Genomic DNA, 15,252 nt, shown 5'->3' on the forward strand with positions numbered 1-15,252 from the left:
GGGAGCTGCCGCGGAAGGCAGGTGCCCGGACATGATGGGTCCCGGCTGGTACCTGCGCCGGCTGTCCCGGATGGGGCCGGCGGAGGTCGTCGGCCGTGCGCGGCACGCCGTCGTCCAGCGGCAGTGGCGGACTGCCCTGCCGACTCCGCCGGACTGGCCGTCGCACCCGCGTTTCACGGCCGCGCTGCCTTCCGGGGCACTGGACAAGGTGTCCGGCGAGGCCGTCAAGCGGCTGCTGGCCACCGCCGACGAGCTGATGGCCGGCCGCGCCGAGTACTTCGGCGTGGTCCGTTCGGATCTCGAGTCGCCGGACTGGTGCCTCGACCCGAAGACCGGCCGGCGCGCGCCCTCGAACGTGTACGCGTTCGACGTGCCGTACCGCTCGGAGGACACGGTCGGCGACATCAAGCAGATCTGGGAGCCGTCGCGCCACCAGCACCTCACCGTGCTGGCCGCGGCGTACGCCCTGACCGGCAACTCGGACTACGCCTCCCGCGTTGCCGCCCACCTGCGTTCGTGGTGGGCGGAGAACCCGCCGCTGCAGGGGCCGCACTGGGTCAGCGGCATCGAGCTGGGCATCCGGCTGCTGTCGTGGGTCTGGACGCGCCGCCTGCTCGACGGCTGGGCCGGCGCCGGGGAGCTGTTCGAGGACAACCCAGACTTCCAGCTGCAGCTGTGGCACCACCAGAACTGGCTTTCGACGCTGCGCAGCCACGGCTCGTCGGCGAACAACCACGTCATCGCCGAGGACGCCGGCCTGCTGGCCGCCGCGTGCGCGTTCGGCTGGTTCCCGGAATCGGCTCGCTGGCGAACCGAAGCGATGCGTTCCCTCGACGTCCAGCTGGCCCGCAACACCTTCGCCTCGGGACTGAACGCCGAGCTGGCGTCCGAGTACCACGGCCTGGTGCTGGAGCTGGGGCTGGCGGCGGCGGTCGAGGCCGATGCCGCGGGCACCCCGGTGCCGGACTCGACGTGGGACGTCCTGCTCCGGATGACCGACGCTCTGGCGTCCATTGTGGACAATCGGTTCCGCCCGCCGCGCCAAGGTGACGCCGACGACGGCTTCGGCCTGATCGTCGATGGTCTCGAAACCGACCGCTGGGCGTCGCTGCTGGCGACCGGCGAGGCGCTGTTCGGCCGCCTCGGCTGGTGGCCGCCGGTCCCGGCTGAGGACGTCCGCACACCGTTGCTGGCCTCGCTGGTGTCTCGGACTCCGCGCGCCGCGGGCGTTCGCGCCGCCCGCCGTCCCGCGCACCTGCGGGACGCGGGCATGACGATCCTGCGCTCGGGCCGGATCTGGGCCCGCTGCGACGGCGGGCCGCACGGCTTCCTCTCGATCGCCGCGCACGCCCACGCCGACGCGCTGTCGGTCGAGGTCCGCCACGACGGCGTCGACATCCTGGCCGACCCCGGAACCTTCTGCTACCACGGCGAGCCGCGGTGGCGGTCCTACTTCCGGTCGACGCTCGGCCACAACACGCTCGAACTGGCGGGGACCGACCAGTCGGTGTCCGGCGGGCCCTTCCTGTGGACGCGGCACGCGGTCACGAAGGTGCTCGACGTGCGCACCCCCGACGAGGGCCCGTCCCGCTGGACGGCGGCCCACGACGGCTACGCACCCGCGCTCCACCGCCGCACGGTCGAGCTCGACGGCGACGTGCTGAAGATCGTCGACGAAGTGCTCGGCGACACCCGCCCGGCCGCACGCCTGGCGTTCCACCTGGGGCCGGCGGTCACCGTCCGGCTCGAGGGGACCGTCGCCCACCTGCGCTGGCAGGGCACCGCCACGGGGTCCGTCGCCCCCGTGCACACCGCCGTGCTGGAACTGCCGTCCGAGTTGTCGTGGACGGCCCACCGCGGTGAGATCGACCCACCCCTCGGCTGGTACTCCGCGGGCTTCGGCCGCAAGGAGCCCTCGACCACCCTCGTCGGCTCCGGCACCCCCGGACACCTCGCCACCCTGCTCCGCTTCAGTTAGGACCCGCCCGTGACAGCCCGCTTCCGACTCCGCCGTGCCGCTCCGCTGCTCGGCGTCCTCCTCACGGTCGCGGCGTGCTCGAGCGGGCCGGACAGCAGCGGCCCGGCCCAGGCGACCCCGGCCCCCAGCGGGTCGGTCGCGGCGGTCTGCGACAAGGAGCCGGCCGGCCCGGCGACGGCCCCGGCGGGCGCGGTCGTCGTCGACCCGGCGGTGCCCGGCGACCTCGCCACCAAGACGCGCTCGGCCGCCGCCGGCACGACGTTCTGGCTCAAGCCGGGCAAGCACATCCTCGGCGACGACAAGTACGACCAGATCTCGCCCAAGGACGGCGACGCCTACATCGGCGCTCCCGGTGCGGTCGTCGACGGCCGGAAGATCAACCAGTACGCGTTCACCGGCCACGGGACGAACGTCAAGCTCACGTACCTGACCGTGCAGGGCTTCGCCGCGCCCCGCGACGAAGGCGTGGTCAACCACGACTCCGGCGACGGCTGGGTGATCGAGCACTCGACCATCCAGGACAACGACGGTGCCGGCCTGATGGCGGGTGCGCGCCAGCAGGTGCGCGGAAACTGCCTGCGCCGCAACGGCCAGTACGGGATCAACGCCTTCTCGGGCAGCACCCCGATCACCGCGCTGGTCGTCGAGGGCAACGAGATCGCCGGCAACAACACCGGCGACTGGGAAGCGAAGATCGACGGCTGCGGCTGCACCGGTGGCGTCAAGTTCTGGGACGTCAACGGCGCCGACGTGCGCGGCAACTGGGTGCACGACAACCACGGCACCGGGCTGTGGGCCGACACCAACAACAACGACTTCCTCATCGAGGGCAACCTCATCGAGAACAACGACAGTGCCGCGCTGATCTACGAGATCAGCTACAACGCGATCATCCGCGACAACACGATCCGCAAGAACAACTGGGTCGACGGCCGCCGGTACGCCGACAAGGGCGACAACTTCCCGACGCCGGCGATCTACATCTCCGAGTCCGGCGGCGAGCCGCGGATCAAGGCGCGGACGGCGAAGATCGAGATCTCCCGCAACTACCTGGAGAACAACTGGTCCGGGATCACGTTGTGGGAGAACGCCGATCGCTACTGCAACAGCCCGGCCAACACCTCGTCCGGCGACTGCACCCGGTTGGTGCCGGACGTCAAGACGTGCGCGGACCCGGCCATCACGAGCGGTCCGCTGCTGAGCGACTGCCGCTGGAAGACCCAGCACGTCGACATCCACGACAACAAGTTCGTCCTCGACCCGGCGGTCGTCGGCTGCCAGGCGTCGTGCGGGCGGATGGGCCTGCTCTCGAACTTCGGCACCTACCCGGACTGGTCGCCGTACAAGGGCGCCGTGGTCCAGGAGGCGATCACGTACAAGCAGGACAACCGCTGGCACGACAACAGCTACGCCGGCCCGTGGACCTTCATCGCGTACACGACCGACCGCATCCTCGAGGTCGGCGAGTGGGAAGGCTCGCCGTACTCGCAGGACACCGGCAGCACGTACACCGCACAGGGCGGGGGCTGACATGGCGACGCAGACCGGCATCGCGGGCATCCGCGGCGAGGCCGCCGCCGAGCGCGCGTCGGCGACCCCGAAGTGGGCCGCGGTGGCGTGGGCCCTGCTGATCATCAACACGCTCGGCTCGACCGGCGCGAAGACGGTCATCCCGCTGCCGCGCTCGGTCAGCCAGCTGGTCACCATGGGCTCGCTGATGACGGCGTTCGTGATCGCGCTGGCGCTGAACAAGCACCTGCGGATCCGGCCGAGCGCGTACCTGCTGCTGCTGACGTTGCTGCTGGTGTCGAGCATCCTGTCCAGCGCCGACCTGCAGGAGGGCGCCGGCGCGTTGTTCCGGTGCTTCCGGCTCACGGTGTTCCTCTCCACGCTCTGGTTGCTGACCCGCTGGTGGGACGGCGGGTTCACGTTCGTCCGCGCCCACATCCGGACGTACTCCGTCGTGCTCGCGTCGGTGGCGATCGGCCTCGTGATCTCGCCCGGCAACGCGATGCCGGAGGAGTACGGCGGCCGGCTGTCGGGCGCGGTCTGGCCGCTGACCCCGCCGCAGATCGGCCAGTACGCGGCGGTCATCGCCGGGCTCACGCTCCTCCTCTGGTTCGGGCGCCGGACCACCTGGCGCAGCGCGGTGTACATCGTGGTGCCGGCGTTGGGGCTGCTGCTGCTCACGCACACCCGCACGGCGACGCTCGGCCTGGTCGCCGGGCTGGGCGTGGCCTTCCTGTCGATGCTGCTGACCAGCGCCCGGGCCCGGAAGGTGTTCGCGTGGACGGTCGGCATCGGCGGGGTCGCCGGCGTGGTGCTGGCGGGCGCGCTGCAGGCGTGGTTCCTCCGCGGGCAGAGCGCGGACAACTTCTCCAGCCTGACCGGCCGCGCGAAGGTGTGGGACGCGCTGCTGGAGGCCCCGCGGACGACGTCGGAGTACATCTTCGGGGTCGGGCTGACGGACAAGTCCTACGACGGCCTGCCGATCGACAACAGCTGGCTCGCGATCTACCACGAGCAGGGTTTCGTCGGGATCGCGCTGGTGGCGGGGTTCCTCCTCACGTTGGTCGTGGTGGCCGTGCTGCGGCCGCCGTCGCTGGCTCGCGCGTGCGCGATCTTCCTGATCACCTACTGCATTTCGGCCTCCTACACCGAAGCCGGGCTCGGCGACGCGTCGCCGTACCTGCTGCACCTGGCTCTGGCCGCGTCGCTGCTGGTCCGCGGGGTGCCGCAGTCCGACGAACAAGCATTCATCCCGGCGAAGGGGACAGTCGCGTGAAGGTGCTCGTGGTGCACAACCGGTACCGGTCCGAGCAGCCGAGCGGCGAGAACAACGTCGTCGACGCCGAAGTGACGCTCCTTTCCGAGGGTGGGCACCAGGTGTCGCTGTTCGAGCGCCGCAGCGACGACATCACGTCCATGTCGCTGCCCCGCAAGGCCGCGGTGCCGCTGACGGTGCCGTGGAACCCGGCGGTGCGGAAGGAGCTCGCCGCCCGGCTGCGCGCGACCCGCCCGGACGTCGTGCACATCCACAACACGTTCCCGCTGCTGTCGCCGTCGGTGGTCGCGGCCTGCGCGGACGCGGGGGTGCCCGCGGTCGCGACGCTCCACAACTACGGGATGGTCTGCCCACCCGGCACGCTCCACCGCGACGGCCACATCTGCACCGAGTGCGTCGGCGGCGCACCACTGCCGGCGGTGCAGCACGGCTGCTACCGCGGTTCACGCGTGGCGACGCTCCCGATGGCGGCGAGCACGGCCGTCAACCGGCGCCGGTGGTGGACGGGCATCGCCCGGTTCTTCTGCATTTCGGCGGCCCAACGTGACCTCCTGGTGTCGGCCGGGATGCCCGGCGAGCGGATGGCGGTGAAGCACAACTTCGTCACCGACCCCGGCGTCCGCCGCACCGGCGACGGCAAGCACGTGCTGTTCCTCGGCCGCGTCACCGAGGAGAAGGGGGTCGGCCTGCTGATGCAGGCGTGGGACCGCCTCGGCGGCGCCCTGGGTGTGCCGCTGGTCATCGCCGGCACCGGCCCGATGCAGGACGAGGTCGCGACCTGGGCGGCCGGCCGCGCCGACGTGTCGTACGTGGGTCTGCAGAACAAGGCGGAGTGCCGTGCTCTGACGGCCGACGCGGTGGCGGTGGTGGCGCCGTCGACGTGGCTGGAGGCGTTCGGCCTGGTGGTGGTCGAGGCGATGGCCGCGGGCGTCCCGACGGTGGCGGCGTCGCACGGCGCGTTCCCGGAACTGGTGGACGACGGCGTCACCGGCCTCCTGCACGCACCGAACGACGCCGGCTCGCTGGCGGACCGGCTGCGCACGGTGGTCGGCGAGAGAAACCGCGAGATGGGCGACGCGGCCCGCGTCCGGTACGAGAAGGACTTCACGCCGGCGGTCGGCTTGGACCGGTTGATCGCCGGATACGAGGCGGCGATCGAGGCGCGCGGGTGAGGCAGCTGGTCCGGACGGCGCCCGCGGCCCTGCCGGCCACGCTGCGCGCCCCCCTGGCCATGACGGCTGCCCTGGCGACGGCGGTGCTGGTCGCGCTCGGCATCCTGCACTTCCACGAGTCGGGATTGACGGGGATCGATGCGGCGCTGCTCCCATCGATCGACGGCGTACAGCCGCCATGGCGGTACGTGGCCCTGGTCTTCGACTTCGGCGGCGAGCCGATCGGGTCGACGATCCTGGTCGCGTTGCTGGCGCTGGTGTGCTTCCTGGTTCACCGCATCCGGACGGCCGTGCTGACGGTGCTCGGCGTGGTGGCGACGGTGGCGGTGACGACGCTGCTGAAGCCGATCGTCGGCCGCACGATCCATGGCGAGTTCCTTTCGTATCCGAGTGGCCACACGGCGCTGGCGACCGCGCTGGCGGTGGTGATCGCACTGCTGCTGGCGGACCGGCTGGGTTGGGGCCGGGCCCCGGCGGTGGTGTTGGTCTTGGGGCTGGCGGTGGTCGCGGGGGTGGCGATGGGCTGGGCCGAGGTAGCCCTGGGGGCGCACTACCCGACGGACGCGGTGGGCGGGTTTTGTGCGGCGCTGGCGGCAGTCCCGGCGACGGCGTGGCTGGTGGACCGCGTGGCCGAACGGCTTTGATGTCTGAGCGCGGGCCCGGGGTGTGGGTTCGTCGGCGGGGGACGGGCTTGTGGTGGGGTCGGCCGGCTGAGGCGGGTTTGCTGGTTTCGCTCGGGGCGAGAATCCCGGCGCTGATGTTCAGCTCAGCTCAGCCTGGTTTCCGGCTCCGCGGAGCCCGGCTCAGCCCGGCCGCGGGGCTGCCCGCAGAGTGAACGGGTTCCTTAGTGCGGTCTCGGTGTCGGTCTGGGCGGCTTGCGTTCGTCGGTGAGGTGACCTACCCGCGAAGCTCGCGAAGGAGAGACCGATGATCCAAGACCTGATCGCCGCCGAGCGGCGGGAGTTGGCTGCTGTGCTGGGTGAGCTGGCGCCGGCCGACTGGGGCTCGGCGACCCTGTGCGCCGGGTGGCGGGTTCCTGAGGTCGTCGCGCACATGACCATGCCGTTTCGCTTCACGACCGGGCGGTTCGTGCGCGAGATGGTGAAGTCCGCGGGGCGCTTCAACCGGATGGCCGATCGCGTGGCACGGCGGGAGGCCGCCGAGCTTTCGCGCGAGGCTTTGGTCGCCTCGCTGCGGGACAACGCCGACCACCCGTGGCAGCCGCCCGGCGGTGGGCCGCAGGGTGCTCTCAGCCACGACGTCATCCACGGCCTCGACATCACCACCGCCCTCGGGCTGGACCGCCGCGTGCCTCCGGAACGGCTGGAAGTGGTTCTCGGCGGGGTCAAGGCGAAGCAGGTGAAGTACTTCGGGACCGATCTGACCGGCGTCTGCCTGCGTGCGGATGATCTCGACTGGTCGTACGGCACCGGGACCCCGCTCACCGGCCTGGCCCAGGATCTGCTTCTCGTCCTCTGCAACCGGCGTCTGCCGGCGGGACGTCTTCGAGGAGAGCCGAGCGCGCGCTTCACCACGGTCTGAGCTCCTTCCGCAAATAATTCATTGTGGACAGTCGGGTCGTGCCGTAGCGCAGTGCTTGCAGGCCGGAGGCACGTGCGGCCGAGACGTTCTCCGCGCGGTCGTCGATGAGCAGGATCCGGTTCGGGAGCACGTCGAGGCGGCGGCATACGCCGGCGAACGCTTCGGGATCCGGCTTGCGTACTCCGGTGTCGCCGCTGATGAACCAGTCGGTCAGGTACTCGCCGAGGCCGAACCGCTCGCGTAGGAGCTTCGACCACTCGCTGACGTCGTTGCTGAGGCAGCCGAGCCGCACTCCGGTGGCGTCGAGCTCGGCGAGGACCGCGACCACGCCTTCGGTCAGCCGGTGGTTGTGGCAGTAGTCCTCGTCGGATGCGCCGGATGCTCCGGCCGTCGCCCAGAAGTCCGCGGAGGACATCTTGCCGAGGCTGCATTCTTGGTACAGCAGGACGATTTCTTCTCGGCGCAGCACGCAGCCGTGGCTGCGGAGGTAGGGCACGAGCAGTTGGCCGACGTCGTCGGCGGAGGAGTACAAGACGCCCATCGCGTCGAACAGGACGACGTCGATCGCGTCGCGGTCGAGGGGGTCGGGGATGGCTGGCATGTCTCCGACGGTACCGAACACCCGTGCGAACGCCATCACTGAAATGGGTGAAGTGCGCGCTGTCCGGAATCCTCCTTTCGCGACTTTTCCCTTTGGTAGCAAGGAGAATCTGGGTCAGGGGTCGAAGTCGCGGCGAAAAGTGTCGGACCCCGTCGGCAAGCTCCTGATCAGCAGCCGGCGGTCCCACCGTCGAACGAAGAACACTCGTCCTGCGAGTAGGGCTCCGCCCGCCAGCCCGCAGCGTCGACCGTCCTGGAGGTGTCATGCACGACGAAGGTCCACGGCCCGGCATAGGAGTTGTCGTGCCACCGGTTGGCCTGGCCGAAGGTGATGGCCTCTTCGATCACCGTTCCCTTGTAGGGCGACCAATCCGGGAACGTCCCGAAGTTCGCCAGGAGGGCCATCCGCCCGCACAGGCTCGTGCAGCCGACGCGGCCGGCGTCGAACCGGAAGGTGTTCCCGTGGATCTCCACCCGCTGTGTCTTCCAGCGGCAGTCGTCGTACGCCGGGGCCTTCTCGATCGTGCCCGCGGCGCACGAAGACTTCGCCGCCGCCTTGGTGCAGTAGCCGGTCGAGGTGTTCGCCGGGCTGTTGCAGTAGCGATCGGCGTTCTCCCACAACGTGATCCCGGCCCAGTTGTCCTCGAACGTGTTCCCGCTGATGTCGACGGACGCCGTCCGCCCCGGTACGCGCGGCTCGCCGCCCGATTCCGACAGGTACACCGCCGCCGCCGGGAAGTTGTCGCCGCGCGCCGCGAACGCCCGGCCCTGGACCAGGGTGTTGCCGCGGAACGTGTTGCCTCGCAGGACCAGGTTGTAGCTGATCTCGTAGAACAGCGCTTCGGCGTCGTTGGCTTCGAACAGGTTGCCCTCGACGAGGAAGTCGTTGTTGTTCGTGTCGGCCCACAGGCCGGCGCCGTGGTTGCCGTGGACCCAGTTGCCACTGATGTCGGCGCCGTTCACGGCCCAGAACTTCGCGCCGCCGCTGCACCCGCAGCCCGGCACCTTGGTCTCCCAGTCGCCGGTGTTGTTGCCGGTGATCTCGTTGCCTTCCAGCACGAGCCCGGTGATGCCGTCGCCGGCCTGGTAGGCGTTGAGCCCGTACTGGCCGTTGTTCCGCAGGCAGCTGTGCCGGACGACCTGGCGTGCCCCGGCCATCAGCCCCGCGCCGGCGTTGTCCTCGATGGTCGTGTTCTCGATGAGCCAGCCGTCGCCGGAGTCGTGGTTCACCACGCCCTGATCCTGGAGCGCGGCGAACCCGCGGATCTTGAGCCCGTGGATCTCGACGTCGCGGGCCCGCTGGGTGAAGGCCGCCTGGTTGACGCCGCGGCCGTCGACGACCGCGCCCGGCGCGCCGAGGTACACGTCGCCGTCCTTCGGGGCGACCTGGCCGAACCGGTCGGTGCCGAGCGTGTGGGTGCCGGGGCGAAGCCAGAAAGTCGTACCGGGCGGGTTCGCCGCCGTCTCGGCCGAGAGGTCCCCGTCGACGCCCGGATCGACGGGGACGGCCCCGGGAGGCGCTTCCTCGTGCTCCGCGGGCTGGTGGTCGCACACCGGCCCGGGCCCGTCGGTGGCCCGCGCGGTCGCCGGGCACGCCACGGCGATCAGGAGCGAGCAAGCAGCGACGAGAACCGCACGAGATCTGCCCATGGCAGGAAGTTACGCACGAACGAGCCGGAAAACAGTCACCCTCAAGTGTCCTCATCGGACCCAAGGGGTGAATCCGGCCCGTCCGTGGGGGAGCCGGTCCCGTGCCGGCCGGGGCGAACCCCCTGGCCGGCCGGCACCGCTGATCGGTCAGGCGTGCTTGCGGAAGACGGGCTGCACCGGGCGCCCGCCCATCCACGGCGTCGGGTCGTTGGCGTCGAGGGCCTTGCGGTAGACCGTGCAGGCCCCGGCGACCACGTCGATGGTCTTGTCGATGTCCGCCTCGGTGAGCGCGGCACTGACCACGAAGGATGGTCCGAGCACCCCGCCGGCCACCAGCTCGCGCAGGAACAGCGTCCGGTACGGCTGGGACGGCACGAGCTGCTCGTCGAGCGTGCCGAAGACCAGGTTGCTGGAACGGCCGCGGACGACCACGTGGTCACCGACCCCGATCCCGTTCGCGACCTCGCGGACGCCGGCGGCGAGCCGGTCGCCGAGGGAGTGGAGCTTGCCGATGACGTCCTCGTCGCGGTAGACGTCCATCACCGCCATCGCGGCGGCGAGGGAGTGGGTCTCCGCGCCGTGCGTGGTGGAGAGCAGGAACACCCGCTCGCGGTCGGTGTGCAGGCCGCCGATCTCCATCAGCTCCCGCTTGCCGGCCAGCGCGGAGATGGCGAAGCCGTTGCCGAGGGCCTTGCCGAACGTCGAGAGGTCCGGAGTGACGCCGTAGAGGCCCTGCGCGCCGTGCGCGGACCAGCGGAACCCGGTGATCATCTCGTCGAAGATCAGCACGACGCCGTGGCGCGTGGCGAGCTCCCGCAGTCCCTTGAGGTACCCCGGCGGCGGACCGACCGCGGCGGCCGGCTCCAGGATCATGCAGGCGATCTCGCCCTCGTGGCGCTGCAGCAGCTCCTCCGTCGCCTGCAGGTTGCCGTACGGGAAGGACACGACCGCTTCCGTCGTCTCGTCCGGGATACCCGCGTTCATCGGCGTGGTGCCGATGAACCAGTCGTCGGTCGAGAAGAAGGCGTGGTCGGCGCACTTGGCGACGAGCCGGCGGCCGGTGGCCGCGCGGGCCAGCCGGACGGCGGCCGTCGTGGCGTCCGAGCCGTTCTTGGTGAACTTCACCATGTCGGCCGTCGGGACGTTCTCGAGGAACCGCTCGGCGGCTTCGGCCTCGATGATCGACGGGCGGATGAAGTTGCTGCCCTTCTCCAGCTCGGCCCGCACCGCGTCCAGGATCCGAGGGTGGGCGTGGCCGAGGCTGACGGCTCTCAGCCCGGCGCCGTACTCGATGTACTCGTTGCCGTCGACGTCCCAGACGTGGCCGCCACGGCCGTGGGAGATGACCGGAGCCATCATGTCGGGATACTGGTCCGAGCCCTTGGCGTAAGTGTGCGCACCGCCCGGGATGACCCGGTGCAGCCGCTCGTTAGCCTTGACGGAGCGGGGCAAGTTCGTTCCCATGGGGGTCACCTCGTTGGTTTCAACGCCTCTCCGAGAGACGGCGCGCGCTCATCCCGGTCACTGACCATTGTGACCGACAGTGGCCACGAAATGTCCAATTCTGGGTCTTTGTACGAAATCGTAATGTCTTCGGACGGGTCGTGGGGTCGATCGATACGGTACGACACGTCCGAGATTTCGGTGAGTGACTGGAATCCGTGCGCGCAGCCTGCCGGGATGTATACGGAAACCTGCGTCTCACCGGAAAGTTCGAACGTTTTGACATTGCGGAATGTCGGCGAATCCGGTCGGAGATCCACGACGACGTCGAAGATCGCGCCGTGCGAACACCGCACCAGCTTCGCCTCGCCGGCGCCGCCGCGCAGGTGCATCCCGCGCACGACTCCCTTGCGGGAACGGGAAAGACTGTCCTGGGCGAAGCCGTCCGGGTCGATGCCGACCGACGCGACGACCTCGCGGTCGAACGTCCGGCTGAAGAAGCCGCGCTCGTCCGCGTGCGGAGTCGGTTCGAACAGGTACACGCCCTGGATTTCGGGCACCGGAATGGCCTTCATCGCGCACCCCCGAAGAGGGCCGCCGAAAGGGCGGCGAACTGGTCCTTGAGCCGTTGCGCGTTCATGTCGTTCCGTTCCAGGAGCGTCTGGCGCAGTTCGGCCGAGCGGTTTTCCAGCTCGGCGAACTGCTCGAGGAGCCGGTCGTAGTCGACGGTCTTCGCCCGCTGGGTGAAGCCGTCGAGGCCCATCTCCGCCATGAGCACGTCGTTCTTCGGCGCGTAACCGATTGCTACGGTCGGTTTCGCGACCTTCAGGGCGCAGAGCACGTTGTGGTAGCGCGTGGCCACCACGCTGTCCACCGCCGCCATCTCGTGCATCAGCTCGCCCAAGGTCTCCGCCGACGCCGCCGTCACCAGCGGGGAAGCGGTCTTCTCGATGATCTCGTCGACGACCTGCCGGTCGATCTGATCACCGATGAACAGCCGGACGGGTCTGCCCTGGTCAACGAGCCACGCGACGAAACGGTTCATCGTGTCGGCGTAGTGGCGGTAGATGCGGTCGCCGTCGGCGCGGTCTTCGTTGCCGCCGTAGTAGGCCATCACGCCGACGCCGACGGTGCCCGGCACGCCGCCGGCGGCCGGAGTCGGGAGGGAGAACGCGAGGTCGGGGTAGACCTCGTCACGGCTGGTGTCGACACCCATGGCGCGCATGGCGTCGCGGGAGAGGTCGTCGCGGTAGGAGCGGTACGCGGCCAGCCGGCCGGACCAGCGGACGAGCGTCCGCGTGGCCCGCGCGCTGATCTCGTTGGCGCCGACGCTGACCAGCGCGACCTTGGTGCCGAAGAGCCGCCCGGTGGCGGAGAGGAGGAGGAGCGAATACGGAAAACCCCACGGACGCAACGGAAGCGTCGCTTCGAGGACGCCCATGCCGGGCACGATGACGACGTCCTGCTTGCGGACCCAGGCGGCCGTGCGGCCGATGTCGACCAGCTTGCCGAGTCCCTTGAGGACGATCGACCGGAGGCCGGTCGCCGTCTCGTACTCGGCCTGGTTCCAGTGCAGGGGCGTGGTGTCGACGCCGTACCGCTCGCGGACGATGTCCGGGCCGCCCACCAGGCCGGTCAGGACCGCGTCCGGGTGTTCGGTGCGCAGGTAGCCGAGCACGGCTTCGAGGGAACCGTCGTTGCCGAGGTTGCCCGAGCCGAGCAGGCCGAAGACGCCGACGCGCGGGGCACGCTTCACGCGAGCCTGCCTTCCCGGCCGGCCACGATCTCGTTGACCGTGGCGACGTCGGAGGCGGTCGGGGCGCGGTCCTCGACGCGTTCGCCGTGGCCGGAGCGCGCCCGGTTGGTCAGCCAGGCGCCGAGGTGCCCGAAGCACTCGCGCTTGTCGGCGGCCGAGATCGGCGCGCGGCGGATCAGGTCCGCGAACCCGAAGACGTACTCGCCGAGCAGGCGGACGGTGGGGTTCCGGAGCCGGTTCGCGCGCCGCGGGTCCAGATTCGCGCACCGGCTCCGGATGGTCGGGTTGGCCCGTTCCGCGCGGCCCGGGTGGTCGCGGCGGAAGTAGAGCAGCTCGGGCACCTGGTGGAACGGGCCGTGCAGGGCCATCTCGGCCGAGTACGTCCGGTCCGCGTGGTGGTAGCTGTCGAGCGGCTTGACGCGGCGGAGGACGTCCGTGCGGATGACGCCGTAGAAGTCGTCGCCGCCCGGCTCGAACAGGACCGCGCGGAAGCGGTCCGGCGCGTGCGGGGAGGCGGTGTCCAGCGTGTACTCGAGCGGCTGGACGATGCGGCCGTCGCCGTCGATGATCGCCTGGTCGCAGTGGGCGAGCATGACCTCGGGGCGCTCGTCGAGGGCCTCGATGCACCGCTTGAGGAGGTCGCGGGCGTAGAGGTCGTCGTGGGAGACCCACTTGAACAGCTCGGTGCGGGAGACGTCGAACACGAAGTTGTGGTTCGGCGTCGCGCCGATGTTCTTCGGTTGGCGCACGTAGCGGATCCGGGAGTCCTTGTCCGCGTACTGGCGGCAGATCTCGTCGGTCCGGTCGGTGGACGCGTTGTCCGAGATGACCAGCTCGAAGTCTTCGTAGGTCTGGCCGAGCAGGGCGTCCAGCGATTCGGCGAGGTACTCCTCGCCGTTGTACACCGGGAGGCCGAGGCTCAGCCGCGGGACGGTGGTCATGGAGTCCTCATTCCTTGATCGGCTCTTTGATCGGCTCGAAGACCACGGTGGTTTCGTTGATCGTTTCCCGGAGCGGGGCGAAGACGATGGTCGTCTCGTTGGCTCCCGGCTCCGGCGGGACGTAGTCGCGCAGCCCGAGCCGCAGCTGCCACCACCAGACGACGGAGCCGGTGAGCGTGGCGATCGCGACGCCCCACGCGGACCCGGCGGCATCACCGAGGAAGGCGCCGGTGATGCCGAACGTGACGTAGAACAGGGAGGCGATCAGCTGCGACCGCAGGCTTCGCGGTGCGGCGCCCAGTGCCCGGAGCCCGGCCGCCGCGCCGGTGGCGAAGCTCGCGCCGACCACGGCCAGGGTGACCGGGAGGATCAGCGGGGACGACGAGTCCCACACCGAGCCCATCACCCAGCGGCCGGCGCTGTCGGGCACCAGCAGCAGCAGCCCGAGGCCCCAGCACAGCGCGGCGGCGGCCTGGCCACCGCCGAGGATCATGCAGAAGTGCTTCAGCCGGTGCGGGGCCCGCTGGAGCACCCGCGCGCCCTCGGCGACCGTGACCAGCGACAGCCCCATGAGCAGGGCCAGGAACGGCCCGAGGAGCTGCTCGGCGCCGCGGACCGCGCCGACGGCGGTGATGCCGGCGATGGCGCCGAGGCCGTACGCGCGCAGCTGGGACGCGCCGCTGTTGCTGACGTTCTCGACCAGGTAGCGGACACTCAGGTCGCGTTGCCGCCGGAACCAGCCCAGTGCCTCGCGGGGGTGGGGCAGGATCCCGGTCTGGAACCAGCCGTAGGCGGCCGCGACCGCGCCGGAGAGGCCCCAGGCGAGCACGAACGCGACCACGGTGTGGACCTGAGCGGCGACGTACAGCGCCGGGAGGAGCGCCACGCCCCACACACAGTCGTTGATGAAGGCTTTCTTGCCCGCGCCGCGGGCGAAGAAGGCGAAGCGCCACGCGTCCTGCAGCAGCAGGCCCGGCAGGACGACGGCGAGCGCGACGAACGCGTTGCCGAGCGGGCCGCCCGCGGCCAGCCCCGCGACCAGGCTGATCAGCCCGGTCGCGCAGCCGACGCCGATCGCGGTGCCCGACGCGCTGGCGACCCCCAGTCGCCAGCGGGCCTCCGGCACCGCGCTGAACCGCACCATCAGCGGGTCGGTGGCCAGACCCCGGGAAACATTCAAGACGACGCCGTAGGTCACCCAGGCGAGGCTGAAGATGCCGAAGGCGAACGTCCCGAGCGAGCGGGCCACATACAGCCCGACGGCGAAGTTGGTCAGGCTGGACACCGCCTGGTCGCCGAGGCCCCAGCTCAACCTTCCGGCCATCGCGCGCACCGCGCCCGACCGGAAGATCGAGCGCGGCGCACGGCGGTGGTTGGCCACGTCG

Annotated in this window: 13 protein-coding genes; 6 read left to right on the top strand and 7 right to left on the bottom strand. The window is 70.5% G+C overall.

Annotated elements, in window-relative coordinates; all coding sequences use genetic code 11:
• Positions 1-31 precede the first annotated feature (31 nt).
• From AA23TX_RS43835 to AA23TX_RS43860, 6 genes are all read left to right on the top strand, one after another.
• Positions 32-1,978 carry a heparinase II/III family protein gene (locus AA23TX_RS43835; protein ID WP_155548802.1) on the top strand — a complete coding sequence of 649 codons (1,947 nt, stop codon included), beginning with the start codon at positions 32-34 and terminating at the stop codon, positions 1,976-1,978.
• A 9-nt stretch (positions 1,979-1,987) separates the two neighbouring features.
• Entirely contained in the window at positions 1,988-3,508 is a 1,521-nt protein-coding gene (locus AA23TX_RS43840; protein ID WP_155548803.1) for a right-handed parallel beta-helix repeat-containing protein, read from the top strand.
• Between the two features lies 1 nt (position 3,509).
• A complete protein-coding gene (locus AA23TX_RS43845) occupies positions 3,510-4,763 on the top strand; it encodes an O-antigen ligase family protein (RefSeq protein WP_439328804.1) in 1,254 nt (417 codons plus the stop codon).
• A complete protein-coding gene (locus tag AA23TX_RS43850; protein WP_155548804.1) occupies positions 4,760-5,935 on the top strand; it encodes a glycosyltransferase in 1,176 nt (391 codons plus the stop codon). The genes AA23TX_RS43845 and AA23TX_RS43850 overlap by 4 nt, the downstream gene beginning before the upstream one ends.
• Complete coding sequence (locus AA23TX_RS43855; protein ID WP_155548805.1) at positions 5,932-6,579, top strand: phosphatase PAP2 family protein; 648 nt, start codon at positions 5,932-5,934, stop codon at positions 6,577-6,579. Before AA23TX_RS43850 ends, AA23TX_RS43855 begins: the two co-directional genes overlap by 4 nt.
• Positions 6,580-6,862: 283 nt before the next feature.
• A complete protein-coding gene (locus tag AA23TX_RS43860) occupies positions 6,863-7,477 on the top strand; it encodes a maleylpyruvate isomerase family mycothiol-dependent enzyme (RefSeq protein ID WP_155548806.1) in 615 nt (204 codons plus the stop codon).
• On the opposite strand, the gene AA23TX_RS43865 is transcribed toward AA23TX_RS43860, so the two are convergent.
• From AA23TX_RS43865 to AA23TX_RS43895, 7 genes are all read right to left on the bottom strand, one after another.
• Entirely contained in the window at positions 7,464-8,078 is a 615-nt protein-coding gene (locus AA23TX_RS43865; RefSeq protein WP_196425867.1) for an HAD family hydrolase, read from the bottom strand. The genes AA23TX_RS43860 and AA23TX_RS43865 overlap by 14 nt on opposite strands.
• 167 nt (positions 8,079-8,245) lie before the next feature.
• Complete coding sequence (locus tag AA23TX_RS43870; protein WP_196425868.1) at positions 8,246-9,727, bottom strand: right-handed parallel beta-helix repeat-containing protein; 1,482 nt, start codon at positions 9,725-9,727, stop codon at positions 8,246-8,248.
• A 147-nt stretch (positions 9,728-9,874) separates the two neighbouring features.
• Positions 9,875-11,191 (bottom strand): glutamate-1-semialdehyde 2,1-aminomutase, encoded by a 1,317-nt coding sequence (locus tag AA23TX_RS43875; RefSeq protein ID WP_155548808.1) that lies wholly within the window; start codon positions 11,189-11,191, stop codon positions 9,875-9,877.
• A 5-nt stretch (positions 11,192-11,196) separates the two neighbouring features.
• Positions 11,197-11,745, bottom strand: coding sequence for a dTDP-4-dehydrorhamnose 3,5-epimerase family protein (locus AA23TX_RS43880; protein ID WP_155548809.1), 549 nt, complete (start codon positions 11,743-11,745; stop codon positions 11,197-11,199).
• Positions 11,742-12,926 carry a polysaccharide pyruvyl transferase family protein gene (locus AA23TX_RS43885; protein ID WP_155548810.1) on the bottom strand — a complete coding sequence of 395 codons (1,185 nt, stop codon included), beginning with the start codon at positions 12,924-12,926 and terminating at the stop codon, positions 11,742-11,744. Before AA23TX_RS43885 ends, AA23TX_RS43880 begins: the two co-directional genes overlap by 4 nt.
• The gene (locus tag AA23TX_RS43890; protein ID WP_155548811.1) at positions 12,923-13,867 is read right to left on the bottom strand and encodes a glycosyltransferase family 2 protein; all 945 of its coding nucleotides are present in this window, start codon (positions 13,865-13,867) and stop codon (positions 12,923-12,925) included. Before AA23TX_RS43890 ends, AA23TX_RS43885 begins: the two co-directional genes overlap by 4 nt.
• Before the next feature lie 7 nt (positions 13,868-13,874).
• Positions 13,875-15,248, bottom strand: a complete 1,374-nt coding sequence (locus AA23TX_RS43895; RefSeq protein WP_155548812.1) for an MATE family efflux transporter — start codon at positions 15,246-15,248, stop codon at positions 13,875-13,877.
• Positions 15,249-15,252: the final 4 nt, after the last annotated feature.

The sequence above is a fragment of the Amycolatopsis camponoti genome, assembly GCF_902497555.1.
Lineage (GTDB): Bacteria > Actinomycetota > Actinomycetes > Mycobacteriales > Pseudonocardiaceae > Amycolatopsis > Amycolatopsis camponoti.